Genomic DNA, 25,880 nt, shown 5'->3' on the forward strand with positions numbered 1-25,880 from the left:
GCGCGCCGCCTGTTGGATACTTCGGCAGAAAGGTTGTTGCTGCCGGCGGCAGCGCCGCTTGCCGATCAACGACCGTGAGCTGTTGGCGCCAGCCTGACGGAAAGCAATGAGCCCGCCTCAGCGTGGCCCGAGTGCTGCCGCCGGCTGATCAAGTTCTATCGACGTGACGTTGCCGGCAGCAGCCAGGGTCGCAATCTGGGCGGCAGTGACTACTGCCGCGGCGGCGGCAATGCTCTGATAGACGGCTGTCGGCTCGACTCCCAAGTGGCGCAGCAATTCGACGCTGGCACTATCCTTGAACGAGACGATAACGGAGAACTTGCGCGAGTCGTCACGGTTTGCCCGCAATTCGTCGGCCAGCGACGTTTCGATCTTCATATGGCCTCCGGTGCGCCCTTTGCCGTTGGCCGCCTCGCCACCGCATGTGGGCGTTGGCGTGAAGACCAGCAAGTGCGCGAAAAGTACAATGATCGCCTTGGCACGCTCGCCTCGACAGCTGGCGTATTGCTTGTCGCTAGACATCATGGCCGACCCTCCGCTGCACTTGTGCGGCAGCCACCCGAGCCGCCGTCCGAGCGAGCAGCGCGCCGCCGTCCGCGGGTGCATCAACAGGGCTGCGAGCGTGTACAACGCACCTGTGCAGCATAGCTCATCCGGGGCCATCGCGCACGATGCGCCGCAGGCCAAGTCGCCATGCTCTCGACGGAACCCGAAGCGGACGTCAGCAGAGCCCGCACGACCAGCCCGTCAGTGCAGCACGATGGCGCGGGCGGCGCCCGCGCAGTAGGTGTCAAGCACGGCGTCGATCGATTCTTCGTCGCGCTCGTTGTCGGGAATCTCGTCGAGCGTGCGGCGCAGGGCCCTGGCCACCGAGCCCTGGACGAAAAGGCTGCGGCTGGCCGCCTTGTCGACCAGCTCGAAGCCCTCCTGCACAGGATAAGCGACGATCGAGTAGTGCGCACTGTCATAGACGAGGTTCATATCGGTCGCTCCGTTTCGGCCCCGCGGGCCATGCCTGTATCTTAGACCTTGTCGAAGCGCATGATGCCGTTTTCGCAATACGCACGGATCGTATCGCCGGCGACGAAACGCCCTTCGAGAATCGACTTGGCGAGCGAGTCCTCGAGTTGCGACTGGATCGCGCGCTTCAGCGGACGCGCGCCAAAGACCGGATCGAAGCCGGCGGCGGCGATCTCCGACAGCGCGCTGTCGTCCACCTGCAGGCGCAGTTCGAGCAGCGCCAGGCGCTTTTCGAGATAGGCGAGCTGGATAGCGGCGATCGACTTGATATGCTGCTCGTCGAGCGCGTGGAAGACGACGACTTCGTCGATGCGATTGATGAACTCGGGCCGGAAATAGGACTTCACTTCGCCCATCACCGCCAGCTTGATTACCTGGTAGTCATCCCCGGCCATCTGCTGGATCATCTGGCTGCCGAGGTTCGAAGTCATGACCACCACGGTGTTCTTGAAGTCGACCGTTCGGCCATGGCCATCGGTCATGCGGCCGTCGTCGAGGACCTGCAGCAGGACATTGAAGACGTCCGGGTGCGCTTTCTCGACTTCATCGAGCAGAATCACCGAATAGGGCTTGCGCCGTACCGCTTCGGTCAGGTAGCCGCCCTCCTCGTAGCCGACATAGCCCGGCGGCGCGCCGATCAACCGTGACACCGAGTGTTTTTCCATGAACTCGCTCATGTCGATGCGAATCAGGTGCTCGTCGGAATCGAAGAGGAAGCCGGCCAGCGCCTTGCACAGCTCCGTCTTGCCGACCCCGGTCGGGCCGAGGAAGAGGAAGGATCCATATGGACGGTTGGGATCGGCCAGGCCTGCACGCGAACGGCGGATGGCGTTGGCCACCAGGCGCACCGCCTCGTCCTGACCAACGACCCGCTTGTGCAGACGCTCTTCCATGAGGAGCAGCTTCTCGCGTTCCCCCTGCATCATTTTCGACACTGGAATGCCGGTGGCGCGGGAAACCACCTCGGCGATCTCCTCGGTGCCGACTTCGGTACGCAGGAGCTTGTTGTGCTGGGCAGCGCCATCCGTGGATTTCTCGGCAACCAGCAATTGCGCCTCGAGCTCGCGCAGGCGGCCATACTCGATCTCGGCAACCTGCTCCCACTTGCTCTCGCGCTTCAGACCCGCCAGCTCAAGTTTCAGCCTGTCGATTTCTTCCTTGATGTGCGCGCTGCCCTGCACCTGCGCTTTTTCGGCCTTCCAGACTTCATCGAGGTCGTTGTACTCGCGCTCGAGCTTGCGCAGTTCCTCCTCGATCAGCTGCATGCGCTTCTTCGATGCTTCGTCGCGTTCCTTGCGCACCGCCTCACGCTCGATCTTGAGCTGGATCATGCGCCGGTCGAGCTTGTCCATGACCTCCGGTTTGGAGTCGATTTCCATCCTGATCCGCGCAGCCGCCTCGTCGATCAGATCGATCGCCTTGTCCGGCAGGAAGCGGTCGGTGATGTAGCGATGCGACAGCTCGGCCGCAGCGACAATCGCCGGATCGGTGATATCGACGCCGTGGTGTAGCTCGTATCTGTCGCGCAGGCCACGCAGAATGGCGATGGTCGACTCGACGCTCGGCTCGTCGACCAGAACTTTCTGGAAGCGGCGCTCGAGCGCAGCGTCCTTCTCGACGTACTTGCGGTATTCGTCGAGCGTCGTCGCGCCGACGCAATGCAGTTCGCCGCGCGCCAGCGCCGGCTTCAGCATATTGCCCGCGTCGATCGCACCCTCGGCCTTGCCGGCGCCGACCATGGTGTGCAGTTCGTCGATAAAGACGATGATCTGGCCTTCTTCCTGGGCGATTTCCTTGAGCACGGCCTTCAGGCGTTCCTCGAACTCGCCGCGGTACTTGGCACCGGCCAGCAGAGCGGCCATGTCGAGGCTGAGCACCTTCTTGCCCTTGAGTGTCTCCGGAACCTCCTCATTGACGATCCGCTGCGCCAGGCCTTCGACGATCGCCGTCTTGCCGACGCCTGGCTCGCCGATCAGGACCGGGTTGTTCTTGGTGCGTCGCTGGAGAATCTGGATCGCGCGGCGAATCTCGTCGTCGCGGCCGATCACTGGATCGAGCTTGCCTTGACGGGCGCGTTCGGTGAGATCGATGCAGTACTTGGCCAGCGACTGGCGCTGCCCTTCGACGTCCTGACTATCGACACCCTGGCCGCCGCGCACCGAGGTCACTGCCTGTTCGAGGGATTTCTTGACCAGCCCGTGCTGCTTGGCCAGGCGAGCACACTCCCCCTTGTCATCGCACAGCGCGAGCAGGAGCATCTCCGAAGCAATGAACTGGTCGCCGCGTTTCTGCGCCTCCTTGTCGGCGACATTGAGCAGATTGCCGAGATCGCGACCGATCTGTACCTCACCGCCGTGCCCTTCTACTTTCGGCAGGCGACTGATCGCGTGCACGAGCGCCGCTTTCAGCGACGCCACATTGACGCCGGCGCGCGCCAGCAAGGGCGATGTCGCGCCGTCGTCCTGCTGCAACAGGGCCAGCAACAGGTGCTGTGGCTCGATCAGCTGGTTGTCGTGGCCGACCGCCAGACTCTGGGCATCGGCCAGCGCCTGCTGGAACTTGGTCGTCAGTTTGTCGAAACGCATGCCGCACTCCTTCGGAGGTTTATGTTCATGCGCTACAAGTGGGGGCATGCCGGGCTAAGTCAACGCCAAGACTGACTCGATGGCTTATTTCTTGCGCGCGTTGCACGACTGTCAGTCTTGCTGAACCGCTCGTCGGGAGTGCGGTATGCGGTATGCAGCGGAAAACAGCGAGAGGATGGAACTGGATTGCCGCGTCGGCTGCGCCTCCTCGCAATGACGGCGGGTGAGGAACGCTGCGCGCTGCTCAGTCAGGCGGTGCCTGGCTCCTGCCAGCGTTCGGCCGCCTGGTCATCGGCGTCGCGGGCGTCTACCCAGCGCGCGCCGCTCGGTGTGACTTCGCGCTTCCAGAACGGTGCGCGCGTCTTGAGATAGTCCATGATGAACTCGCAGGCGGCAAAGGCTTCGCCGCGATGCCCGCCAGCCACCGCAACCAGGACGATCTGATCGCTCGGCAAGAGGCGACCGACGCGGTGAATCACCAGCGCATCGATAATCGCCCAGCGCCGGCAGGCCTCTTCGACGATCTCGCCAAGCGCTTTCTCGGTCATCCCCGGATAGTGCTCGAGGCTCATCTCGGAAACGCCGGCCCCGTCGTTGTTAGCGCGCACCAGGCCGACAAAGGAGGCCACGGCACCGATCTGCGGATTCCCCTGGCGCAGGGCAGCCAGCTCAACGCCGACGTCGAAATCGGCTTCCTGAACGCGGACGCGCAACTCAGCCACCGGTCACCGGCGGGAAGAAAGCAACCTCATCACCCGCCTGCACGGGCGAATCGAGCCGTGCCATCTGCTGATTGACCGCATAGCGCAGGTTCCGCAGCGTCAGCAAGCTTTCCCAGGCGCCGCCGCGGGCGGCCAACAAGTCGCGCAAAGCCGCGACATCGCTCACCCCGGCCGGCAGCTCAAGTTCCTCGCTGCCCTGTCCAAGTCGCTCGCGCAGCCCGGCAAAGTAGAGAATTTTCAGCATGCTCGCCCTCTCCCCAGCCGCCTTGATTGGCTCAGCCGAGCAGTTCGGAAAACGGCAGGAAGCGCACCATCTCACCCCGTCGTATCGCCTGCTGCGGCGGGTTATCCACCAGGCCGTCGCCCCACACCGCCGAAGTCAGCACGCCCGAGCCCTGGTTGGCAAAGAGCGCCACCCCGCCATCGGCATTGATCCTGGCGCGCAGGAACTCGCGGCGCGCGTCGGGCCGTGGCCAGTCGCCGTCGGCACGCAGCCAGAAACTCAGCGGCTCCGTGCGGCGCACACCCTGCATCCGGAGCAGGAAGGGGCGCACCAGCATCAGAAAGGTAACGAAGCTGGACACCGGGTTTCCCGGCAGGCCGATGAAAGCCACCTCACGCCCAGGCGCGGCGATCTGACCGAAGGCCAGTGGCTTGCCCGGCTTGATGGCGATTTTCCACATCTCGAGCCGCCCTTCGGCTTCGACGGCGGCCTTGACGTGGTCCTCCTCACCGACGGAAACGCCGCCCGAGGTGAGAATCAGATCGCTGTCCTGCGCCGCAGCACGCAAGGCCTGGCGTGTCACGGCAAGATCGTCGGGCACTTGCCCATGGTCGCGCAGCTCGCAGCCCAGACGCTCCAGCAGAGCGCTCAACAAGAAACGATTGGCGTTGTAGATCGCCCCTGCCTGCAGCGCCTCGCCAGGCATGCGCAGTTCGTCGCCGGTAAAAAAGACGGCGACCCGCAAACGCCGCAAGACAGGCAAGGAAGCAATCCCCACCGACGCCGCCAGCGCGGTGTCCTGGGGCCGCAGGCGCTGCCCGGCGGCGAGTATCTCGCTGCCGGCGGCGATGTCGCTGCCGGCACGGCGGATGTGCTCGCCCACTTCCGGCCGATGATTGATCGTCACTTCCCCGGTCGCGTGTTCGCAAAGCTCCTGCATCACCACCGCGTCGGCGCCGGCCGGGATCGCTGCGCCGGTGAAAATCCGGGCGGCCGTTCCCGGTTGCAGCGGAGTACCGACGCTGCCGGCCGGGATACGCTGCGCCACCGGCAGACGCGCCGGAACGCTGCGAACATCGGCGACGGCAACGGCATAGCCGTCCATGGCCGAATTGTCGAGCGGCGGCGCATCGATCGGCGCCCGCTGCAGCTGCGCCAGCACGCGCCCGGCGGCGGCCAGTGTCGGCACGGAACTCGTTTCGGAAACAGCGCAGGCTGCCACCAGCAGCTGTGACAGCGCCTGATCAAAGGTCAGCATCGCGGGTTTCCCTCGGTGGAACGGAATTCAGTTGAAGGGTCATGACCGTTCCCCCTCTTCCCCAACCCTTCTCCCGCAAGGGGAGAAGGGAGGTTCGTGAGTCGCGTGCGCGACTTTTAGATTGAGGGTGTCGAAAATATAGCGGACGATGGCCGCGGTATCGTTCAAGTCCAGCGCCATCAGAGTGGCGGGAAAGTCCTTCGGCAGGGGCTCGTCGGAGGCCACGGCGACGATCTGGCGACGCTCCGGCCACAGCGGCGGCTTGCCGTTGGCCGGCCGGTAGACTTCCAGCGTCGGCACGACCTCGTCCTTGAAGCCCTCGACAAGCACCAGATCACAGGGCGAAAAACGGGCCAGATAGTCGGCCAATGACGGCTCGGGAGCGCCGCGCAACTCGTTCATCAGCACCCAGCGCGAAGCGCTTGCCAGCAGCACTTCGCCAGCCCCCGCCTGGCGGTGGCGAAAAGAGTCCTTGCCTGGACGATCGATATCGAAATTGTGGTGCGTATGCTTGATCACCGAGACCCGCAGGTCCTGCGCGATGATCGCCGGCAGCAGTTTCTCGAGCAGCGTCGTCTTGCCGGAACCGGAATAGCCGGCGACCCCGAAAACTTTCATCGACAGCCGCCTGAAGAATCCTGACAGGACACCGGCAGCACCGCCGCAAAGCCACCACCCGGCGTTCGGAAATTGGTCGTCTGACCCCGGTAGAGCCGCGCCGAGAGCAGTTGCACCTCGCCCCGGTAGACGTAGTTGCGCAGGTCCAGTTTGAAGTCCTGCCCGACGCCATCGACCAGCAGATGGCGCTCGGAGGGTACGACCAGTGCCTGGGCGACGTAGCCGCCACGCGCGATCTCGGCGAAGACGCGGCGGGTGATCTTGTCGCCACGGTAGGCCGCCTTGCTGCCAAAACCGGCTGCCGGCTTGAAGAACCACTGCTTGCGACTGTTCCAGAAGGTATCCGCCGCGGCCGGCAGCACTTCCTCGGTGCGCGGAATGTTGCTCGCCAGAAGCCGCCGATCCTGCTCGCCGACGCCAATCTGCGCCAGCCACTGCTGGTCACCGAGAGCCACCAGATTGCGCTTGTCGGCGTAGAGCGCGTGCATCTGCGGATGCGGAGTGAGTACCACCGCGTCGGCCACATAGGCGGCACGCAGGGCCGCATGCTGCGGCTCGGCGAAGGCGAAGTCGGTGAGCCGGTTGTAAACCAGGTCGACCGTCTCGCCACGACAAGTCAGGCGCTCGCCGTCGAATGCCAGCTCATCCGGGTCAGCCACCATCGCCGCAATGCCATGCGTTTCGAACAACTCGCGGAAGAGTTCAAACTCGGGCGCCAGAAACTGCTCGCCGGGCCGGCTATCGACAATCGCGATGCGCGTCAGCGGCTGCTCTTGAGTTTGTCCCTGGGCCACCCGCGCCAGCTGCGCGAGGCGCCACTCGTCGCGAAACATACGTACGAAAGCGGCCTCCAGCGCACGCGGCGCGGGCATCATTTTCGCCACCGGCGTGCAGCAAGCGCGCTGGGCGCGCAACAGGCGGGCGTTGAGCAACGCCCCGCCGGCATTCGAATTGATCTCGATCAGCTGCGGACCCTGCGGCCCGAGGTGGAAATCGTAACCCAGGAAAACGCCGGCGGCAGCAGGCGAATGGCGGGCGATTGCCGGGGCGTAGGCCAGCACCCGCTGGCGATACGCCGGCAGCACCAGCACCCGCTCGAGGGCGGCGATGGTCTGCGCCATGCGCAACAGATGCACTTCGCTGACAAAGACGACGCTGTCCGAAAAGAGGTGTGGCCGCGTCGCCAGGAGCTCGGCGTGTGAGACGCGTCCCTGGCCTTCTTCGAGTGCCTGCTTCAGCGACGGGTGATCGACGGAAACACAGGCGCAGCCGCGATTGAGCCACTCGGCTGCGGCGGCGCAGTCGGCCGGCATCAGTTCGGCAAGTGCCGGCGGCAGGGCTTCGGCCCTCTCGCCGCGAGCGGCCGTATCAATCATCGCCGTCATCCACGCCCCGGCGCGTTTGGCGCTGCGAAGAAAGCCAGCGCCTCCTCGACATCGCGACTGCGCTTCATCGGTGGCAGGCTGCGCCAGATGCGCTTGCCGTAGGGTTTGCTGATCAGCCGCGGGTCACAGATCATCAACACCCCGCGGTCACTCTCGTCACGAATCAGACGCCCGGCGCCCTGCTTGACATTGATCACCGTGCGCGGCAATTGATACTCCATGAAGGCATTGCGACCGGCGCTCCGCATGCGCTCGATACGCGCCGAGAGCACCGGATCGTCAGGGGGCGCGAAGGGCAGCTTGTCGATGACCACCAGCGACAAGGCTTCGCCGCGCACATCGACGCCTTCCCAGAAACTCTGGCTGGCGATCAGGATGGCGTTGCCAAGGCGGCGAAAACGTTCGAGCAGCTCATTCTTGCTGCGCTCACCCTGTAGCAGCAAGGGCAAATCGAGGCCTGCTCGCTCGAGCGCTTCGCCGAGCAGTTCGTGCGTGCGGCGCATCGCGCGCAGCGAGGTGCACAAAAAGAAGGCGCGGCCGTGGCTGGCCTTGAGCAAGGGAAAAGCAGCCTTCACCACCGCTTCGGTGTAGCCCTGGCTGTTCGGTTCGGGAAGTCCTTTCGGCACGTACAGCAAGGCCTGATTGGGATAGTCGAAAGGGCTCTCCCAACGCGCCGAGCTGGCGTCGACAAGCCCCATCTCGGCGCAGTAGTGGCCGAAATCCTCCTGCACGGCGAGCGTCGCCGAGGTGAAAATCCAGGCCCGTGGATGACCGCTCATCTGCTTCTGCATGATCTCGGCGATCACCAACGGCGTCGCGTTGAGCTGCAGGCTGTGGGTATGCGTCTCCCCCCAGCGCACGAAGTCGGCATTCGCACCGTTCTGCCAATTACGTAGGCGCAGGAGCAAGTCGCCGGCACGTCGCCAACAGCTGTCGAGGCCCTCCGAGCGCTGTGCCTGCGTTTCCAGCAAGCCGGCCAGCGCTTCAAGCTCGCTGAGCACGCTGCTAACGCCGCTCGCGAACCCCCCCCTTCCCTCGAGTTGCAAAAGCGCGAAACGCGCCGGCTCGACCGGTAGCGTCAGGCGCAGATCGCGCACGGCTTTTTCGAGGCTGGCACACAGCTTCGGCAGGTCTAGGCAATCGCGCGCCGACGCCAGCGCGGCGATCTGGGTATCGCGAAGCAGCTCGCCGAGCTGCGCCGTCGACACGCTCTCGCCGAAAAACAGGCTGGCGACTTCCGGTAATTGATGCGCTTCGTCGAAAATCACCGCGTTGCACGCTGGCAGCAGTTCAGCCGTCCCTTCGTCGCGCAACATCACGTCGGCAAAGAACAGGTGATGATTGACCACTACCAGATCGGCGGCCAGCGCTTCGCGGCGTGCCGCCAGAACAAAGCACTCCTTGTGCTGCGGGCAGTCCTGGCCGAGGCAGTTATCGCGCGTCGAGGTGACCATGCCCCACACCGAGGCGTTCTCCGGCACGTCGGCGCAATCGGCCTTGTCGCCAGTGCGCGTCTGCTTGGCGAAACGCGCGATATGTCGCGCGTAGGCGGCATCGTCGCGGGAAAGGAAACGACCGTCGGCCAGCGCGCGCTCGAGATGATAGTGACAGAGGTAGTTGGCGCGGCCCTTGAGCAGCGCCACCCGAACCGGCGCCTTGAGCACCTGGCGGATAGTCGGGATGTCGCGCGAGAAGAGCTGATCCTGCAGGTTCTTGGTGCCGGTCGAAACGATCACCTTACCACCCGAGAGCAGCGCCGGAACTAGATAGGCATAGGTCTTGCCCGTGCCGGTGCCCGCTTCGGCGATCAGCACGCTGTTGTCGGCCATCGCGGCGGCAATGCGCTCGGCCAGTTCGAGCTGCTGAGTGCGCAGCCGATAGCCGGGAACACCGCTGGCCAGCGGGCCATTGGCAGAGAAAACTTCGGAAAGCAGGGCGGTCATGCGCGGATCATCGAAAGCAGCGCTGCATGCTACCAGAAGCTGGCACCCGCAGAGCGAAAACTGAATACTGCTTCCTGACCACTCCCCGACTACAGATTCGCGTCGCGCATCAAGTCGCTCAGGTACTCAGAGGGAATGGCAAAGCTGATCCCGGATGGTTTGCTCAGCGTCGATTCCTTGCTCTCCTTGACGAAGACCATGTTGATGATCCCGACCACTTCGCCACGGCTCACCTCGTAGAGAGGGCCGCCGCTGTTGCCGGGATAGGCCGTAGCGTCGAGCTGGTAAATGTCGAAGCTGCCGCGCCGCAAGCGGGCAATGACTTTGGCATTGAGATTGCGGGCGTTCGAGCTGGGCAGAACGATCGGTGTGATCGACGCAATGATGCCCCGGTGGGTCACCGGCGACAGTCCGAGCACGGCACCAATCGGAAAGCCGGTAAACGCCACGGACTGCCCCTCGCGCACCCGCGCGGAGTCGTGCACCGTCAGCGCCGGCATGCTCGGGCCGTCAACCCGCAGCAGAGCGAGATCGTGAGCGTGGTCGACCGCCACCGAGGTGGCTTCGCGCCGCTGCAGTGACGAGCCCGCCGGACGCGCCATGATCACCAGGCGCTCGCCTGCCGCCTCGTTGATCTTGTCCGGCAGGACGTGCGAATTGGTCGCGACATGACGGCCGTCGCCAACGACGAAACCGGTTCCACGCATCACGAACTGCGGGCTGCGCGTCAGCTGATAGGTGCCGACAACGACGATCGAAGGTTTTACGCGATCGATCACGTCGGGCAGGTCCGCCGCCACCGGCGCGGCGACGAGCAGCAAGCCGGCCAGCGACCCGGCACGGCAGCCGCGCAACAAGGGCGCCAGCGCCTGGCCTGCACGCTGCGGACTGCCCGGCAAGCTGCCGTAGCCCTTGCTCAGGAAAGAATGAATTCGGGACCAGAAGCTCATCTTGTTCCTTTGGCGAACATCAATCGCAGGGTGACGGAGGAAGTGATTCGGCTGACGGTCACGAGCTGTCGAGCTACCCGAGATCGTGAAAGTCATGACCGCCCCCCACCACTTTCAGTGCGCAGCTTTTCGCCGCTACTTGGCGCACCGCTTTCCTAGCTGCCCTGGGTCAGGCGGATCAGCGACAACGCTGGCGAAGGTGTCGTCACTCGGGCGTCGTAAGGATGCGCCTCGCGCTGAAAAAGGCCAATGATGCGCTTCACGTAGCCGCGCGTCTCGGCGTACGGAGGTACGCCGCGGTAACGATTGACCGCCCCCTCGCCGGCATTGTAGGCCGCCGCAACGAGGCTGACGTCGCCTTCAAAATAGGCCAGCAACCAGCGCAGATAGGCGAGACCGCCACGCAGGTTCTGCTCCGGATCGAAGGGTTGCTTGACGTTGAAGCGCGCCGAGGTATCGGGAATCAGCTGCATCAGGCCCTGTGCATTTTTGTTCGAGAGCGCCTGCGAATTGAAGTTGGACTCGGTACGGATCACGGCCAGGGCCAGGCGCGGACTGACGCCATACTCGGGCGCCAGCTGCCTGACCAGACCGAAAACGACTTCCTGAGCTTCGCTGCGGGCGACCAGGACATCACGGCCGTCGTCGGCAAGAACCGTCGGAAGCATACATTCGGGCAGCTTCGGACCGGGCTCTCCGACGAAACGCAACATCTTCTGCGACTGTGCATGCCCCTGCTTTGCCGCCAGCCCAAAAAAGTACGCTGCGCGCGTATCATCGCGCTCGACCCCGCGGCCATTGGCGTACATCCAGCCGAGATTGAACTGCGCCTCGGCGTCGCCGAGCAGCGCCGCTTGACAATAGAGTCGCGCCGCTCGCAGCGGGTCTTTGGGCACCCCTTCACCGTGCTCGTAACTCAGCGCCTCGCTACGCATCGCCAGCCGCTGTGCGCTATCGGCCTTAGCTGCCTTATCTGCCGTCTCCGCCGCGGTCGCGGTCGCTGCCACGGCGAGCGCCAGCAGCGCGCAGGCGAAGGCCATGGCGCCACGGCGCAGCAGCGAAGAGAGGACAGCGAGGGCTTGCATCACGTGCCGCCTCCCGGCCGTGCGTAATGTGACACATACCACGGCATCGCCACTTGCACTCCCGCCAGCAGCGAGTGGCTAGGCGAATAGCCGAGAAAGCGCCTGGCTTTGCCGATATCGGCCTGAGAATGGCGCACGTCGCCGGCTCTAAAATCCGTGTACACCGCTTGCACCTGGCGTACGTCAGGGCGAATGTCGGCAAGCGCATCGCGGAGGATTTCGAAGAGCCGATTCAGCGTCGTGCGATCATCGACGGCGACGTTATAGACCTGATTGAGGGCCGCCGGATCGTCGCTCATCGCGGCCAGCAGATTGGCCTGCACGGCGTTGTCCACGAAACAGAAATCGCGGCTGGTCTCCCCGTCACCATTGATCGTCACCAGTTCACCAAGCAGTAGGGCACGCGCCCAGCGGGGAATGACCGCTGCGTAGGCACCCTCCGGATCCTGGCGCGCACCGAAGACGTTGAAATAGCGCAGACCGACTGACGGGATACCGTAGCAGCGCCCGAAGACCTCCGCGTAGAGCTCATTGACCAACTTGGTGACCGCATACGGCGACAGCGGCCGCCCGATCGTGTCTTCCACTTTGGGCAGCGCCTGATGATCACCATAGGTCGAACTCGAGGCGGCATAGACAAAGCGCTTGACGCCCGCGTCGCGAGCGGCAACCAGCATGTTGAGAAAGCCGTCGATGTTGGTGGCGTTGGTGGCCTGCGGATTGGCCAGCGAGCGTGGGACCGAACCCAGCGCCGCCTGATGAAGAACATAGTCAACACCGCTGCATGCCTCGCGGCAGGCGTCGGAATCACAGATGTCGGCTTCGATGAAACGATGACCTTGCCACTGCTCGGGCGTAAGCAGCGACCGCACTTCATCGATGTTGCGACGATACCCGGTCGCAAAGTTATCGAGACCAACGACCGTCTGCCCGAGCCGAAGCAATGTCTCGACCAGGTGCGAGCCAATGAAACCAGCGCTACCGGTCACCAGCCAGCGCGCCGGCTGGGCCAGCAGGCGCTGCTCAAGTGCTGCCAGGGTGGTCGGTGAAGCAGACATCACAGGCGCCACACGGTCACCCCGTGGGCAACCAGTTCCGCCGCGCTGAACATGCTCTTGACATCCGTCAGGACACCACCTTTCTGCAGCTTGCCGGCAATCTCGGCCAGTGGCCGCTGCTTGAACTCGCGGTGCGCGACGGCAGCGACAATCGCCGCTGCTTTGGGCAATTGCTCCCAGGGCGTCAACTCGACACCGTACTCGTGACGCGCTTCATCGGCATCGGCAACCGGTTCGTGCACCAGCACCTGTGCCCCGTAGGACTCGAGCTCGCGGATGACATCAATGACGTGCGAGTTTCTCAGATCCGGGCAGTCCTCCTTGAAGGTCAGGCCCAGAACAATGATCGGCGCACCCTTGACCGGCAGGCCGTTGCGAATCATGTGCTTGATCGTCTGCTCGGCAATGAACTTGCCCATGCCGTCGTTGATGCGCCGCCCGGCGTTGATCACCTGCGGGTGATAACCGAGCATCTCGGCCTTATGCGTCAGGTAATAGGGATCGACACCGATACAGTGGCCGCCGACCAGACCAGGACGGAAAGGCAGGAAGTTCCACTTGCTGCCGGCCGCTTCAAGCACTTCCAGGGTATCGATGCCGACGCGATCGAAAATGATCGCCAGCTCGTTCATCAGGGCAATATTGAGATCGCGCTGGGTATTCTCGATGACCTTGGCAGCCTCGGCCACCTTGATGCTGGAGGCCGGAAAAACGCCCGCCGTGATGATTTCCGAATAGACCGCGGTGACCCGTTCAAGGGTTTCCGGCGTGTCGCCGGAAACTACCTTGACGATTTTCGTGAGCGTCCGCTCCTTGTCGCCGGGGTTGATCCGCTCGGGCGAATAGCCAACGAAGAAGTCTTCTTTCCACTTCATTCCGGAGAACTTCTCGATGATCGGAATGCAGACTTCCTCGGTCGCGCCGGGGTAGACGGTCGACTCGAAGACGACCGTCGCACCGCGCTTCAGGTTCCTGCCGACCGCTTCGGAAGAGCCGATCAAGGGCCCGAAATCCGGCCGATGGGCATCGTCCACCGGCGTCGGCACGGCGACAATCACGAAATCCGCATCCGCCAATGCCGCCGGATCGGTTCCCACTTCCAGGTGCGAAGCGGCCTTGAGATCGGCGGTGCTGACCTCGCCGGTCGGGTCAAAGTGCTGCCGATAATGGGCAATCTTGCTGACTGAGAGGTCGAAACCGATGGTTCGCCTCTTCTTGCCGAACTCGACGGCCAGCGGCAAACCCACATAACCCAAACCAACCACAGCAACAGTAGTCATTTACTTTTTGTCCTCTCGCTATTATTCATTGGCAAACGTTTGTGCTCAGAGCCCCTTGAGCAACGCCGTGACTTCGGCCTGCGCCGCAAATTTGTCGCCCAACTTGGCAAGCTCGTCAAGTTCGCTCCGGGCTTCGGTTTTCTGTCCGGTCTTGATCAGCGCCTTGGCATAGTTGAGACGAATCATGGCCTGCTGCGGGGCCAGTGCCACCGCCTCCTTGAGCAGCGCCAGCCCACGTGCCTGGTTACCCTGGTCACCCTGATCTACCAGCAAGACACCGAGAGTATCCATTACGGCGGGCTGGTTTGGTGCCAACTTGTTGGCTTTCTCGGCATATTCGATGGCTTTCGGATCCTTCAACTGACCTGCCACCCAGGCGAAGTTGTTGAGTAGCGCGGCGTTATCCGGCTGCGCCTCAAGCAAGGGCCGATAGAGCTTGGCCGCTGCGGCAAAGTCCTTGCGCGCGGTCGCACTCTCGGCCAGGTAAAGGCTGAAGCGGGCATCCTTGGGGTGATCCTTCAGCCAGGTCTGAGCAAAGCGGTCGGCTTCGGCAACATTGCCACTCACGGACAAGGTCGCGTACAGTTTGATGGCTAACTCGGTCGCCGCAGGGACCTGTTTGAGCCCGGCACGGTAGGCGGTTACAGCATCGGACCAGGAGCGCTTGGTGGCATGGAGATCGCCCTCGAAAACGTAGCCGACCGCCTCCTTTGGACGCTGCTTCTGGACTGCCCGTGCGACGGCGACCGCTTCCGTCACGCGACCGGCATCAAGTTCGAGCATGATGATTCCGCGCTGTGCATCGAGCGAATCGGGCATGACCTTCAACGCCTTGTGCAGGCTCTGCAAAGCCGCCTCCTTGTTCTTTGCCGCGACTTCGACCTCGGCCATGCGTAGATAGGGCAAGGGGAGATCGGGCTTGAGCGTAGCCAGCTTGCCGTAGGTGGCCAGCGCCTGGTTATACTCTCCGGCTGCCTGCTGGGCACGCCCGGCAGCGTCCAGAATCGCGGCCTCGTCCGGCATGGCTGCGACCGCTTCCTGGGCCGCGGAAAGCGCGCTTTTGGTGTCGTTCTTGCCAAGATACAGGCCGATCAACGCCAGCCGCGGAGTCGGCTCGCTCGGGTTGGCGGTCACCGCCCGGTTGATCAGGACGGCCACTTCCTCGGTCGTACCGCCGTCCTTGGCGCGTAGCTGGGCGAGCGCCAGGAGAGCCTGCATGCTCTTCGGATCGTTGGCCAGCAGGGTCTCGAAACGCTGCCTGGCGTCGGCAGGCTTTTTCTCGACGATATCCAGATTGGCCAGGTTGGCCGCCGCCGGATAATAGGTCGGGCTCAAAGCCAGTGCCTTCTCGAAACTCGCCCGCGCGCCAGAGAGATCGCGCTTGCCGAGTAGCGCCGTGCCGCGCAAATTATGCACCAGCGGGTCATCGGCCTGCTTCTTCTCCAGGCTGGCGACAGCCTGCAGCGCCGCGTCGAATTCACGACGCTGCAGGTGGGCGGCAATCAGCGCCAGGTCGGCGCGGTTGCCGGGGTCGGCGGCGGCGACCTTCTCGAGGTCGCGTAAAGCCACCTCGCTTTCACCTTTCGCCAGACTGACCATCGCCAGAGAGGTTCGCTTGCCAGCGTTCTGCGGGTCAAGGGCGGCAGCCTTCGCAAAGTACTCGCCCCCTTTCTCGATATCGCCGTTCTGAATGTAGACCTGGCCGGCCAGCGCCAGCATGTTCGAATCGTTTTCGATCTTGTCGAGCACCGGCGTGAGCACACTCAGCGCTTTGCCAGGCTGCGAGCTACGCAGGTAGCTAGCAATCAGGACGCGCCGTGCAATACCAAGCTCAGACGTGTTCGGAAGCGCCTTGAGCAGGTAGCTCTCGGCCTGCGGATAGGCCTTCAGCTCATATTCGATAAGGCCCGCCAGTTGCAAGCCAAGGGGGTTGTCCGGCGTACGCTTCAACAGCTCCAGAATGAATTCCCTGGCCGCCGGAAAGTCTTTCGTCTGGTAGGCCAGCAAGGCCTCCAGATAGATCGTCTGCGGCTGACCCGGAGCGATGCCCTTCATTACCGCCAATTGTTGGGCAGCCTCATCGAGCTTGCCCTCCGCCAGGAGTTGCCGGATGACCGCCGCATGCGCCGGCAGGTAGGTCGGGCGCAATTCCATTGTCTTCCGATACGCCAGCATCGCAGCGGCTGCATCACCCTGGTTGGACAAGAGATCTCCCTTCAGCTGCCAGGCGTCGTAGAGTTCCGGCGATGTCGCGATGGCCGCATCAACCAGCGCCATCGCCGCCGGCAGATCACCGTGGCTTGCTTTCAGCCTGGCCTGGCCGAGCAATGCCGGGGGGTAGCCCGCTTGCGCGGCCACGGCAGCCGCAAAAGCGGCCTCGGCCTGCGCCGGCTTGTTCTGCATCAGGTAAGCCATCGCCAGCGAAGTCTGCAGGTCGGCCTTGGCCTGCGCCGTGGACAGTTCGGCGCTGGCCATTTCGCTAGTCACTTTGTCCGCCTGCCCCAGCGCCAGCAAGCTGCGCGCGAGTAGCGGCGTCACCTCGTCGGCAGGGTATTTGTAGCCCTGCGCCTTGCGCAGCTCAACCTCGGCGCCGGTCGCATCACCGGCCTCAAGCAGCGCCTTGCCCAGCAGAAAACGCGCTTCGGCCAGATCCGGTTTTTGCTGCAAAGCATTCTTCAGCTGGATGGTGGCCGCCTTGGGGTCGTTCTTGGCGAGGTACTGCTTGGCCGATGCGAGCATGGCTTCCGGCTTCTCGCCTCCACAGCCGACCAGAAGGAGAGCGGCCAGCAAACCGGAGACGGCCACTTTGCGCAGCCGCTGCATTGATGAGTGACGGGTATTCATAGGTATCCCCATGGAGTAGTTAAAATTGACAACAAGGCTACTTGAGTCCAAATCGATGCATCAAGTCGTAAAGTGTCGGGCGGCTGACGCCGAGCAGTTCCGCGGCTTTGACCACGTTGCCGTCGGCCCGCGCCATGGCGGCGATGATGACCCGCCTTTCGGCGTCGTCGCGTGCCTGACGCAGGTCCAGCGGCACCGCATCCGGCGACTCTACACCGGACAAGCCGATATCGTCGGCGGTGATTTGATTGCCTTCGGCCATGATCACCGCGCGCTTGATGCAATTTTCGAGTTCGCGCACGTTGCCCGGCCAGAGGTGTGCTTCGATTGCCCGCACAGCATCTTCGCGCATGGTCATCGCGCCACGATTCTGCTCCTCGGCAAAGCGCCTGACAAAGGCATGCGCCAGTAAGGCGGGGTCACCGGAACGATCGCGCAGGGGAGGAATATTTACCACGATTTCAGCAAGGCGATAGTACAAATCCTCCCGAAACCCCCCTCCGGTGATCAGGGACTTGAGATTCTGGTGCGTCGCGCAGACGATGCGCACATTGACCGGAATCTCCTGGCGCCCGCCGATCCTCTCGACCACACGCTCCTGCAGGAAACGCAGCAGCTTGGCCTGCAGCGAATGCGGCAGGTCGCCAATCTCGTCGAGCATCAGGGTGCCGTTGTTGGCCGTCTCGATCTTGCCCGGCGTCATTCGCGCCGCGCCGGTAAAAGCACCCTTCTCATAACCAAAGAGCTCGCTTTCCAGCAAGTTCTCCGGAATCGCCGCGCAATTGATGGCCACGAAGCGCTCAGCGCGCCGCGCCGAGGACTCATGTACCGCACGCGCCAGGATCTCCTTGCCGGTGCCGCTTTCGCCGAGTAGCAAGACCGTCGCATCGCTGACCGACACCCGTTCAATGGTGCGGCAAACACGCAGCAGCGCCGGGTCGCGAGTGAGCAGGCCGGACAGCACATCGGGCTGCTGCATCGATTGCAGTCGTTTGTTTTCCCGTTGTAGTTCATGCAGGCGGTAAGCGCGATCGACCGTCAAACCGAGCATCTCGATCTCGAAAGGCTTGGCGAAGAAGTCGTACGCGCCGAGGGCGATCGCCCGCAGAGCATTGCTGCGATCATTTTGACCGGTCAGAACGATAACCTTGGTGTCCGGCGCCAGGGTCAGGATTTCTTCGAGCAGTTTGAATCCCTCGGAGACGGAATCGGCGTCGGGCGGCAAGCCGAGGTCCATGGTCACCACCGGTGGCTGGAAACGGCGGATCTGTGCCAGCGCACTCTCGCGGTCGTCAGCGGTCAGGGTCTCGTACTGGTCGAAAGCCCAGCGCATCTGTTTCTGTAGCGCTCGATCGTCTTCGACGATGAGCAGATTAGGTAGCTTTTCGGAACTCATTCCGACTCCTCCGGTAAATCAGCGGAGTTCTTTGTCGAGCCCGCATCAAACAATGGCAACAACAGGGCCACCTGTGTACCGACATCGACAGCGCTATCGACCGACAGCTTGCCGCCCAATTCATGCACGTACTGGAAACTCTCGTAAGCACCAATCCCCATTCCCGTTGGCTTGGTAGTCTGAAAAGGCTTGAACAAGCGCTCGCGAACGAACTCCGGACTCATTCCGTGGCCGCTATCGCCGACCTCGACCAGGGCATTGCTCTCCTGCCGAGCCAAGCGGATCCACACCCGCCCACCGTGTTCTGTGGCCTCCAGCGCGTTCTGCACAAGATGACCAATGACGCGCTCGATGCGGTCTTCGTGGCCGCGAGCCACCAGTTTCTCCTCGATGTTCAATTCCACCTCACGTCCCAGGCCAGTCTTGGCAGTCTGGATGCGGCGCACCACGTCAGCCAGATCGATGCCGCGTGGACCGTCAAGTGGAGTTGCGCCCTCGCGTAGTTGCAACATCAACTGGCGCATGCGCTCAACCGAGTTTTCGACGGTCATCAGCATGTCTTTCTGGAACTCGGGGTTGTCGCGGTGGCGTTCAGCGTTCTTGATCATCAACGACAACTGCGCGACGATGTTCTTCAGGTCATGGACGACAAAAGCCGACATGCGGTTGAAGGAGTCGAACTTGCGCACTTCGAGCAGCGCTTCGCTGGCCTGCATCTGGCCAAGAAAGGCACCCGCCTGCCGAGCAGCGGTTTTCAGCAGGTCGTTGACCTCCCAGTTGACGTCGATCCGGGCCCGCGCGGTGGCCAGCACGACAAAGGCAATCAGCTCGTTGCCGGTGGTCAGGGGCACCACCAGCCATGCGTTCGGCACTTCGACCAGCCACGGTGGCAGGACGAGGCCATCATAACGCCGCGGCAGAGAGCGATATTCCTCGAGGTTGATCACCCAACCACTGTCGAGCAAAAAACGGCACAAGGGACTGCCATCATCCTCGGTGGCCGCCGACAGCGGCATGTTCCAGCACGCGGCTTGAGCGAAAAAGCGGCCCGACGGCTCCTTCAACCACAGCGCACCGCCGGGACTCTCGACCATGTCGGCCAGACCGCGCACGGCATGCCGTCCCATCCCCGAGAAGCCATCCTGCGAGGAAAGCGTCTGCGTGAAACGCAACCATTCCTCACGGTAGTCATAGCGGTAGCTAAAGAAGTGCTTGCCCACCTGGACCCGCAAACTCGCCCGCATGGAGCCCGAAAAGGTCAAGGCAACGAGAACCAGCAGGGCCGCAAAGAGCAGCGCCAACTGCAGAGCCCGCCCCCATTCGCCGCCGAACAAACGCACGTAGTAGCCGGCGGAAGCCATGAACAACAGATAGATACCGACAATAACCAGCGTTGCTGACTGCATGGCTGCGCGCTGCGACATCACCAGGCGGCGCTTCCAGTCGTGGCTGCGGATCGCTGACAAAGCGACCAGCGGCAAGCTTACCGCATGCGCGAAACCGCGGATGCTGAAAGCGTCGGAGTCGATCCGGTTGAACAGCAGCGCATCGGAGTAGAGGTACAGATCGAATAGGAAGGTACCGCCGAGCCCCAGACATAGCGGTTTGATACTCCAGCGAAAATCGGGCGAGACGTTGCGGAACAACTGCTCCAGCAGCACCAGACCGAAGACGCTCATCGCCAGCGATGAAAACAGGGAAAGACGCTGTGCCGGTAGCGCCAGGTCAATTCCCGTGGCCACCAGTAACTGCGAGCCGAAACCAAAGGCAAGGAGCAGCAAGGCGATGCCCCCCAACCAGCCAAAGCGCGCGCTCGCCGGCGCACCGTCAGCCGACTCCGGTTTCATCAGCAGGATCAGAAACAGATACCAGCCGCCGAAGCGCAAGGAATCGGCGACCATACTGGCGGCGAGGAAAAGCACGTTTTGGGTCAGCGCAAAAGCCATCCCCAGCAGTCCCCACAGGGCACACAGACTGACCGCCAGGAACATCGCGCGACTACGACCTCCGACCTTCCAGCCAGACGCCAGATAGAGCGCCAGAAAGGCCGCCAGCAGTCCGGTCAGCCCGTAACTCCAGCTAGAAATAATCGCCATATCATTGTCCATCATGATCGACAAAGCTCCCCAATTCGCACCCCTCCGCCCTCGGCCATGATCATCGCCAGAAAGCTCACTGAGCACCCTTGCCGGTCAACACCACGCCGACCGTCTGAAAGAGAATCACGATATCGAGGAACAGGCTGTGATTCTTGACGTAGAACAAATCGTACTGCAGCTTCTGAATTGAATCGTCGACCGTCGAACCGTAGTGATAACTGACCTGCGCCCAACCGGTCACCCCGGGCTTGACACTGTGGCGTACGGCGTAGAAGGGGATATCGCGCGTCAGCTGATCGACGAAATACGGGCGCTCGGGGCGTGGGCCGACCAGGCTCATGTCGCCGGTCAGCACACTGTACAGTTGCGGCAACTCGTCAATGCGGACCTTGCGGATGAACCTGCCGACACGGGTCACACGATCATCGTTGGCAGTCGCCCAGCGGGGTTGGCCATCGCTTTCCGCGTCCTTGCGCATACTGCGAAACTTGATGACATTGAACAAGCGGCCGTCGAGACCTACCCGCTCCTGCCGGTAAAAGACTGAAAACCCATCTTCGAGAACAATCAGCAACATGGTCAGCAGCATCACCGGTGCGGCGAGCAGCAAAAGGACCGCCGCGGCGATGATGTCGAACAGGCGCTTGACGCTGCTACGCCGCCAGCTCTGCCGAAACCCGTCGCCGAAGATCAGCCAGCTGACGCGCAACGAATCGATCCTGATCTGCCCGAGAGCACGTTCGAAGTAGCTCGCCAAGTCGAGGACCTTGACGCCGGACAGCTTGCAGTCAAGGAGTTCGCGCAGGGGAAGCGCCCCACCACGACGCTCGCGCACGGCAACAATGATCTCGTCCACCTTCAGCGCATGAGCGGTATCCGACAGCGACATGTCACGCGACAGGAGAACCTGCGCCGGGACAACGATGTCGACGTCGGTCGGACTGGGATAGAAACCAACGATTTCGATATCCGGATCCGACTTGCGCAACACGCGGCCGACATTTTCCGCCTCGTCGCCAGCGCCAAAAACCAGCACCCGGTGGCTGAGCAGCATGCCGGTCCGGCTGTGCGCCGAATGGACGCGGTGCAGCAGGGTCGCGAAAAGTGCCGCCAGGCCAGACAAGAGCATGAAGCCGCGATCGACCTCGGCCACCGACAGCAGGGAAAACACCACATAGGCCAATGGAATCGCCAGGTACAAGGACAGCACCGCACGCGCCCGCGTCTCTGCCCGAGTTCGGCTATGAACCCGCTGATAGATACCCAGCCAGGCGTTGAAGGCTATGCTCATCAACGCAAAAATCAGGGCATAGAAAGCGACCTTCTCAAGGGCGATCTCGCCGCCACGACCGACCCAAATGGCAACCAGGATCACGCAGATCACCGGGAACATCAGATCGATCGCCACCCGGGCAATGGTCGCCCGATAAAACCAATGATTGAAGACCTTGATCACGATAGCCCCCTTGCAAGCACGAATCCGACAAATTCTCGTTGATAACTGACCTGCCGAGCACCGCTCTGAGAGGCGGCAAGCTCGGCGAATCTCACGAAACAAAGGTTATCAGCGGGTCGCCGGCAAGACCGTGACGGAATCCACAAGCGGGAGGCAATACCCTGCGAAACATACCCTGCAACTCCCTGCGAATATCAAACCTGCACTTTCACAAAGCGCAGCAACCGTCTGATATGTTTAATTGTTATCCATTATTGTCGCGCAAACACAGCCAAGTAATCGACAAGCTGCGGCGTCTGTCAGGGCTCCTGAACGGGGGCAGGCGGTGCTGCACGAGGGTCGGCAACAACGGCGTGCCCGTTCAGGAACAGGGCAGAGCATAGCAGCAAGAAGAACAGGAAGGCAGCCCGCGGCATGTCCAGGAGGCTGGAAAAAACGCCGATCCCCATGAAGGCAGTCAATGCGGCCAGCAAATAGGGGGCAAAGTCATGCCTGCGCCCCGGACCGCGAAGCAGATTGACCCAGGCCAGGGCGAGCAGGGCGAGCAGCAGCAGCAGGCCGATGACCCCCTGGTCAATTAGCATTTCGAGGAACAGGTTGTCGATGTGCCAAGGCACGAAGTAGTGGCGACCGGCAAAGAACCAACGCGCCAGCCCGTCGGAAAAGTCGCCATTGTGCAGCAACTGCCGACCCGTGGCGTCAAAGAGGTGCAGCTTGTCGATGTCGATGGCGTCGCCCGACCCAGCCAGGAGGCGCAAGCTGAGAAAGCCGAAAGCCGGCGGCCATGCCCCAGCGGAGTCCGGCATGGAAGCCGTGAATTGCAGCGAGAAATGGTGCCATTGGGGATCCCCGCCTGGCACGCTGACGACGCTCGAACTGCACGCAGCGTCGTAGAGCAAATGCCGCTGGCAAACAGCGACACGTAGCCTGGCTTGCTGCGGCGCGCGCAGGTCCATCATCAGCGTATAGCTCCCGTCGTGCAGCGGCAGCACGCGTTGCAGCAGTTCGAAGGCGCTGTCCCGATGGGCGCTGTGCGGCGGAGCGGAAAGCTGCAAGTAGGCGCCAGCTTCGCGCTCATCAATGACCCGCAGGCGACCCGGAATGGCGCGCTCGGCTACCGCTCGTGAATAGTTGGCGGGGAAACGACCCAGGCCCCTGCCGAGCAGGAGCTCTGATGGCGAACGCAGCAGGCCCAAGCCGGCCGACCAGTGCTGCAGGGCGACTGCCCAGATCGCGCTCGCTGGCCGATAGCCGCCGGCTCATGAAATCACCGAGGCCGAAGACCGCGAGCGCTTCAAAGATCAGTACCGCCAGCAGCAAACGCCCTCCCCAGACACGCCAGGGCTCCGGCGGCGGCAACGGTGGAAGCGTCGGCTCGCTGGTCAGCAACAATGTTGGCCGTGCCCGCGACGGCCACGGCACCGACAGCCGCCAGACCAGCAGCAGCAGGGAAAGCCCGACACCGAGATAGACGCCACGCGAGAAGCTGGTCAGGCAAGCATAGCCAACGCCCACCGCCAACAGCGCGGCGACGCCCCAGCGCAAGCGATCTGGCGCACGCAACACGGCATAGACGGCAAACGGAGCCGCCAGCGCAAGATAGCCGTCAAGCGCCGCGCCACCGACGTGCATCTCCCAGAACAAGGCGGTGCTGCGATAGGCAGTCGAAAAGTCGAAGAGCCCGGATAAGCGCTGCGTTCGTAGATAATCGCCACAGTCACCAGGCCCAGTCCGGTCGCGACGCCCGCGGCAAGACGGGACGCCGCCAAGGCGGGTGAACGCGCCTGCAGGCGGTGCAGTGACGGCAAGAGGAGCAAGGCGAAAAACAAGCTCTTGCCGACGCGCAAGCTGTTCAAGGGCTCTTCGTAGCCTTGGAACCATCCTGCCAGGGAGGGACCGGCGTCGCCCAGACCGCGCAGCAGGGCCACTGCGCAGGAGACGGCTAGCGCGCCCAGCCCAAGTCGGGCCAGGCGAAAGCAGGCGTGCTCGGATCCGTCGCCGGGACCGTCATGAGATGTCCGGGCAGCCTTGACCACCAGCAGATGGGCGTGACAGCCGCTCACCGCTGCCAGCACCAGCAGGTCGAATTCCTCGATGCCAATCCAGCCCGTCCACGCAGAGAAACTGGCGACCGGCAACAGTGCCGGGAGCACGAACAGGAAGATCGACGGACGCCAGGCGACGGCGAGCCCCCAGGCGACGAAAACGACGCCGAGCATGTTCGGCCACAAGGGATGATGCACAGCGATAAACAGCCCGAGCACGCCAGCAATAGCCGCGATCGTTCCGTGCAGCCAGTTCACCGCCCGCCGCCCGAGCAGACACTCGCCACGCCAGCGTGACCGCCACTTCCGGTACCCATCCCTCCGCTCCTCCGCGCCCCCTCTCCCCCAGAAAAGCGCTGGCCATGGGCAAGCAGCGGTCGGTCGCTAACTGGCCGGCTTCAGCTCGTCAGCGGCAATCACCGCAGCGCGCCGCCGCTGGATGACGATGACCAGACCCATCAGCAGCAGAGCGGGAATGTAGAACCATTCCTTGGCCGGCCGTACCGTCGCCACTTCGAGTGCGGTGATGGTGAAACCCTGCTCGATACCGAGTTTCGCCGCACGGCTGCCAAACTTGACCCCCAGGATATCGACCTGATCACCCGAGGCCATCAGGCTCAGGCCGGCGCTGTTGAGACGCTGCAGCGCCGGTGCCTGCGCACCGAGCGGCAACAGGACGCCCTTGGAGATCTTCTTGCCATTGATGTCCTCGCCCTCGATCCAGACGCGCAGGCGGTCATCGGCGGGGGCTTGTTCGACGACCTCCATGATCTTGGTCGGCGGCAACTTGTCGTAAGGCGGATAGATGATGTCCATCCAGAAACCCGGGCGGAACAAGGTGAAGGTCACCAGCAGCAGGAGCACGGCTTCCCACCAGCGGTTGCGAGTCATGAACCAGCCCTGCGTCGCGGCGGCGAAAAGGAGATTGGCGATGATCGCCGTAGACACCGTCAGGAAGAGGTGTCCGATGCTATCGATGCCGATCAGCAACAACTGCGTATTGAAGATGAACATGAAGGGCAGGATCGCCGTTCGAATGCTGTAGCCGAAGGCCGTGACACCGACCTTGATCGGGTCGCAGCGCGCTATCCCGGCCGCGGCATACGACGCCAGGCCCACGGGCGGTGTCACGTCGGCCATCAGTCCGAAATAGAAGACGAACATGTGCACGGCGATCAGCGGCACCAGCAGACCGCTCTGCGCACCGAGTTCGACGACCACCGGCGCCATCAGCGTGGATACGACGATATAGTTGGCGGTCGTTGCAGACCCATGCCGAGGATCAGGCAGATCACCGCGACCAGGCAGAGCATGATCATCAGGTTGCCGCCCGAGATCAGTTCGACCAGCCTCGCTCATCACCAGTCCGATGCCGGTCAGCGTCACGGTACCGACGATGATGCCGTCGGCCGCCGTGGCGATACCGATGCCGATCATGTTGCGCGCGCCGGTAACCAGGCCGTCGGCAGATCCTGAAAGCCCTGACGAATGGCCACGCCGGGATCGCCATGCTTGCGGAAGTGCGCAATAATCGGCCTTTGCGTGATCAGGATGAACATCAGGAACACCGTCGCCCGAAGGCGGACAAGGCCGGCGAAAGTTCCTCGACCATCAGGTTCCAGATCAGCACCACCACCGGCAGCAGGAAGTGCAGGACCCGATTTCAGCGTCGGGCCGGGGTCCGGCAAGTGCTCGATAGGCGCATCCGGGTCGTCCATGTGCAATTCTGGATAACGGGTACCGAACTTCAGCAGGCCGATGTAGGCCGCCATCATCACCACGCCGACAATATAGATCGAGGCATCACCGAAGACGTCCATTGAGCCAGCCAAAGCCGTAGTAAACGATGCCGGCAAGGATGACCATTCCGGAAACGGTCATCAGGAAGGAAATCATGCGCTGGCTCAAGCTAG

22 protein-coding genes are annotated in these 25,880 nt (G+C 62.9%); all 22 read right to left on the minus strand.

Annotated elements, in window-relative coordinates:
• Positions 1-117: 117 nt before the first annotated feature.
• The 22 genes from QZ648_RS17080 to QZ648_RS17185 all read right to left on the minus strand — a co-directional run bounded on the left by QZ648_RS17080 (position 118) and on the right by QZ648_RS17185 (position 25,787).
• On the minus strand, positions 118-525 hold the full coding sequence (locus QZ648_RS17080) for a hypothetical protein (RefSeq protein ID WP_291997758.1): 408 nt from the start codon (positions 523-525) through the stop codon (positions 118-120).
• 222 nt (positions 526-747) lie between these two features.
• Positions 748-981 carry a DUF3567 family protein gene (locus QZ648_RS17085; protein WP_169067100.1) on the minus strand — a complete coding sequence of 78 codons (234 nt, stop codon included), beginning with the start codon at positions 979-981 and terminating at the stop codon, positions 748-750.
• 41 nt (positions 982-1,022) lie between these two features.
• A complete protein-coding gene (gene clpB / locus QZ648_RS17090; RefSeq protein ID WP_169067101.1) occupies positions 1,023-3,605 on the minus strand; it encodes an ATP-dependent chaperone ClpB in 2,583 nt (860 codons plus the stop codon).
• Positions 3,606-3,853: 248 nt separating this feature from the next.
• Positions 3,854-4,318, minus strand: coding sequence for a molybdopterin synthase catalytic subunit MoaE (gene moaE, locus QZ648_RS17095; protein WP_169067138.1), 465 nt, complete (start codon positions 4,316-4,318; stop codon positions 3,854-3,856).
• Between the two features lies 1 nt (position 4,319).
• Positions 4,320-4,571, minus strand: coding sequence for a molybdopterin converting factor subunit 1 (gene moaD, locus QZ648_RS17100; RefSeq protein ID WP_169067102.1), 252 nt, complete (start codon positions 4,569-4,571; stop codon positions 4,320-4,322).
• Between the two features lie 31 nt (positions 4,572-4,602).
• The gene (glp, locus tag QZ648_RS17105) at positions 4,603-5,808 is read right to left on the minus strand and encodes a gephyrin-like molybdotransferase Glp (protein WP_291997759.1); all 1,206 of its coding nucleotides are present in this window, start codon (positions 5,806-5,808) and stop codon (positions 4,603-4,605) included.
• 39 nt (positions 5,809-5,847) lie between these two features.
• Positions 5,848-6,426, minus strand: coding sequence for a molybdopterin-guanine dinucleotide biosynthesis protein B (gene mobB / locus QZ648_RS17110; protein ID WP_291997760.1), 579 nt, complete (start codon positions 6,424-6,426; stop codon positions 5,848-5,850).
• Positions 6,423-7,802 carry a hypothetical protein gene (locus QZ648_RS17115; protein WP_291997761.1) on the minus strand — a complete coding sequence of 460 codons (1,380 nt, stop codon included), beginning with the start codon at positions 7,800-7,802 and terminating at the stop codon, positions 6,423-6,425. The genes mobB and QZ648_RS17115 overlap by 4 nt, the downstream gene beginning before the upstream one ends.
• Positions 7,803-7,807: 5 nt before the next feature.
• Positions 7,808-9,754, minus strand: a complete 1,947-nt coding sequence (locus QZ648_RS17120; protein WP_291997762.1) for an ATP-dependent DNA helicase — start codon at positions 9,752-9,754, stop codon at positions 7,808-7,810.
• Between the two features lie 89 nt (positions 9,755-9,843).
• A complete protein-coding gene (locus tag QZ648_RS17125; RefSeq protein ID WP_291997763.1) occupies positions 9,844-10,704 on the minus strand; it encodes a serine protease in 861 nt (286 codons plus the stop codon).
• A gap of 155 nt (positions 10,705-10,859) precedes the next feature.
• Positions 10,860-11,789: a transglycosylase SLT domain-containing protein gene (locus tag QZ648_RS17130; protein ID WP_248595443.1), complete on the minus strand. Its 930-nt coding sequence runs from the start codon at positions 11,787-11,789 to the stop codon at positions 10,860-10,862.
• Positions 11,789-12,847 (minus strand): SDR family oxidoreductase, encoded by a 1,059-nt coding sequence (locus QZ648_RS17135; RefSeq protein ID WP_291997764.1) that lies wholly within the window; start codon positions 12,845-12,847, stop codon positions 11,789-11,791. The genes QZ648_RS17130 and QZ648_RS17135 overlap by 1 nt, the downstream gene beginning before the upstream one ends.
• On the minus strand, positions 12,847-14,127 hold the full coding sequence (locus tag QZ648_RS17140) for a nucleotide sugar dehydrogenase (RefSeq protein ID WP_169067108.1): 1,281 nt from the start codon (positions 14,125-14,127) through the stop codon (positions 12,847-12,849). Before QZ648_RS17140 ends, QZ648_RS17135 begins: the two co-directional genes overlap by 1 nt.
• A gap of 45 nt (positions 14,128-14,172) precedes the next feature.
• A complete protein-coding gene (prsT, locus tag QZ648_RS17145; protein WP_291997765.1) occupies positions 14,173-16,971 on the minus strand; it encodes an XrtA/PEP-CTERM system TPR-repeat protein PrsT in 2,799 nt (932 codons plus the stop codon).
• 37 nt (positions 16,972-17,008) lie between these two features.
• On the minus strand, positions 17,009-18,367 hold the full coding sequence (gene prsR / locus QZ648_RS17150) for a PEP-CTERM-box response regulator transcription factor (protein WP_169067110.1): 1,359 nt from the start codon (positions 18,365-18,367) through the stop codon (positions 17,009-17,011).
• Complete coding sequence (gene prsK / locus QZ648_RS17155; protein WP_291997766.1) at positions 18,364-20,478, minus strand: XrtA/PEP-CTERM system histidine kinase PrsK; 2,115 nt, start codon at positions 20,476-20,478, stop codon at positions 18,364-18,366. Before prsK ends, prsR begins: the two co-directional genes overlap by 4 nt.
• Before the next feature lie 61 nt (positions 20,479-20,539).
• Positions 20,540-21,922, minus strand: a complete 1,383-nt coding sequence (locus QZ648_RS17160; RefSeq protein ID WP_169067112.1) for a TIGR03013 family XrtA/PEP-CTERM system glycosyltransferase — start codon at positions 21,920-21,922, stop codon at positions 20,540-20,542.
• A 299-nt stretch (positions 21,923-22,221) separates the two neighbouring features.
• Complete coding sequence (locus tag QZ648_RS17165; RefSeq protein ID WP_291997767.1) at positions 22,222-22,977, minus strand: hypothetical protein; 756 nt, start codon at positions 22,975-22,977, stop codon at positions 22,222-22,224.
• Positions 22,978-22,999: 22 nt separating this feature from the next.
• The gene (locus QZ648_RS17170) at positions 23,000-23,467 is read right to left on the minus strand and encodes a hypothetical protein (protein ID WP_291997768.1); all 468 of its coding nucleotides are present in this window, start codon (positions 23,465-23,467) and stop codon (positions 23,000-23,002) included.
• A complete protein-coding gene (locus QZ648_RS17175) occupies positions 23,413-24,225 on the minus strand; it encodes a hypothetical protein (protein ID WP_291997769.1) in 813 nt (270 codons plus the stop codon). The genes QZ648_RS17170 and QZ648_RS17175 overlap by 55 nt, the downstream gene beginning before the upstream one ends.
• Positions 24,226-24,351: 126 nt before the next feature.
• Positions 24,352-25,404, minus strand: coding sequence for a DUF3394 domain-containing protein (locus tag QZ648_RS17180; protein WP_291997770.1), 1,053 nt, complete (start codon positions 25,402-25,404; stop codon positions 24,352-24,354).
• Positions 25,401-25,787: a hypothetical protein gene (locus tag QZ648_RS17185; protein ID WP_291997771.1), complete on the minus strand. Its 387-nt coding sequence runs from the start codon at positions 25,785-25,787 to the stop codon at positions 25,401-25,403. The genes QZ648_RS17180 and QZ648_RS17185 overlap by 4 nt, the downstream gene beginning before the upstream one ends.
• Between the last annotated feature and the right edge of the window lie 93 nt (positions 25,788-25,880).

It is taken from the genome of Candidatus Accumulibacter sp. ACC012 (genome assembly GCF_907163155.1).
GTDB classification, from domain to species: Bacteria; Pseudomonadota; Gammaproteobacteria; order Burkholderiales; family Rhodocyclaceae; genus Accumulibacter; species Accumulibacter delftensis.

Bases quoted from the DNA above. Each gene is read 5' to 3' on its own strand.
- QZ648_RS17080 (WP_291997758.1), bottom strand. From the start codon at position 525: ATGATGTCTAGCGACAAGCAATACGCCAGCTGTCGAGGCGAGCGTGCC.
- QZ648_RS17085 (WP_169067100.1), bottom strand. From the start codon at position 981: ATGAACCTCGTCTATGACAGTGCGCACTACTCGATCGTCGCTTATCCT.
- clpB (WP_169067101.1), bottom strand. From the start codon at position 3,605: ATGCGTTTCGACAAACTGACGACCAAGTTCCAGCAGGCGCTGGCCGAT.
- moaD (WP_169067102.1), bottom strand. From the start codon at position 4,571: ATGCTGAAAATTCTCTACTTTGCCGGGCTGCGCGAGCGACTTGGACAG.
- glp (WP_291997759.1), bottom strand. From the start codon at position 5,808: ATGCTGACCTTTGATCAGGCGCTGTCACAGCTGCTGGTGGCAGCCTGC.
- mobB (WP_291997760.1), bottom strand. From the start codon at position 6,426: ATGAAAGTTTTCGGGGTCGCCGGCTATTCCGGTTCCGGCAAGACGACG.
- QZ648_RS17115 (WP_291997761.1), bottom strand. From the start codon at position 7,802: ATGATTGATACGGCCGCTCGCGGCGAGAGGGCCGAAGCCCTGCCGCCG.
- QZ648_RS17120 (WP_291997762.1), bottom strand. From the start codon at position 9,754: ATGACCGCCCTGCTTTCCGAAGTTTTCTCTGCCAATGGCCCGCTGGCC.
- QZ648_RS17125 (WP_291997763.1), bottom strand. From the start codon at position 10,704: ATGAGCTTCTGGTCCCGAATTCATTCTTTCCTGAGCAAGGGCTACGGC.
- QZ648_RS17130 (WP_248595443.1), bottom strand. From the start codon at position 11,789: ATGCAAGCCCTCGCTGTCCTCTCTTCGCTGCTGCGCCGTGGCGCCATG.
- QZ648_RS17135 (WP_291997764.1), bottom strand. From the start codon at position 12,847: ATGTCTGCTTCACCGACCACCCTGGCAGCACTTGAGCAGCGCCTGCTG.
- QZ648_RS17140 (WP_169067108.1), bottom strand. From the start codon at position 14,127: ATGACTACTGTTGCTGTGGTTGGTTTGGGTTATGTGGGTTTGCCGCTG.
- prsT (WP_291997765.1), bottom strand. From the start codon at position 16,971: ATGAATACCCGTCACTCATCAATGCAGCGGCTGCGCAAAGTGGCCGTC.
- prsR (WP_169067110.1), bottom strand. From the start codon at position 18,367: ATGAGTTCCGAAAAGCTACCTAATCTGCTCATCGTCGAAGACGATCGA.
- prsK (WP_291997766.1), bottom strand. From the start codon at position 20,478: ATGATGGACAATGATATGGCGATTATTTCTAGCTGGAGTTACGGGCTG.
- QZ648_RS17180 (WP_291997770.1), bottom strand. From the start codon at position 25,404: ATGATCGGCATCGGTATCGCCACGGCGGCCGACGGCATCATCGTCGGT.
- QZ648_RS17185 (WP_291997771.1), bottom strand. From the start codon at position 25,787: ATGGACGTCTTCGGTGATGCCTCGATCTATATTGTCGGCGTGGTGATG.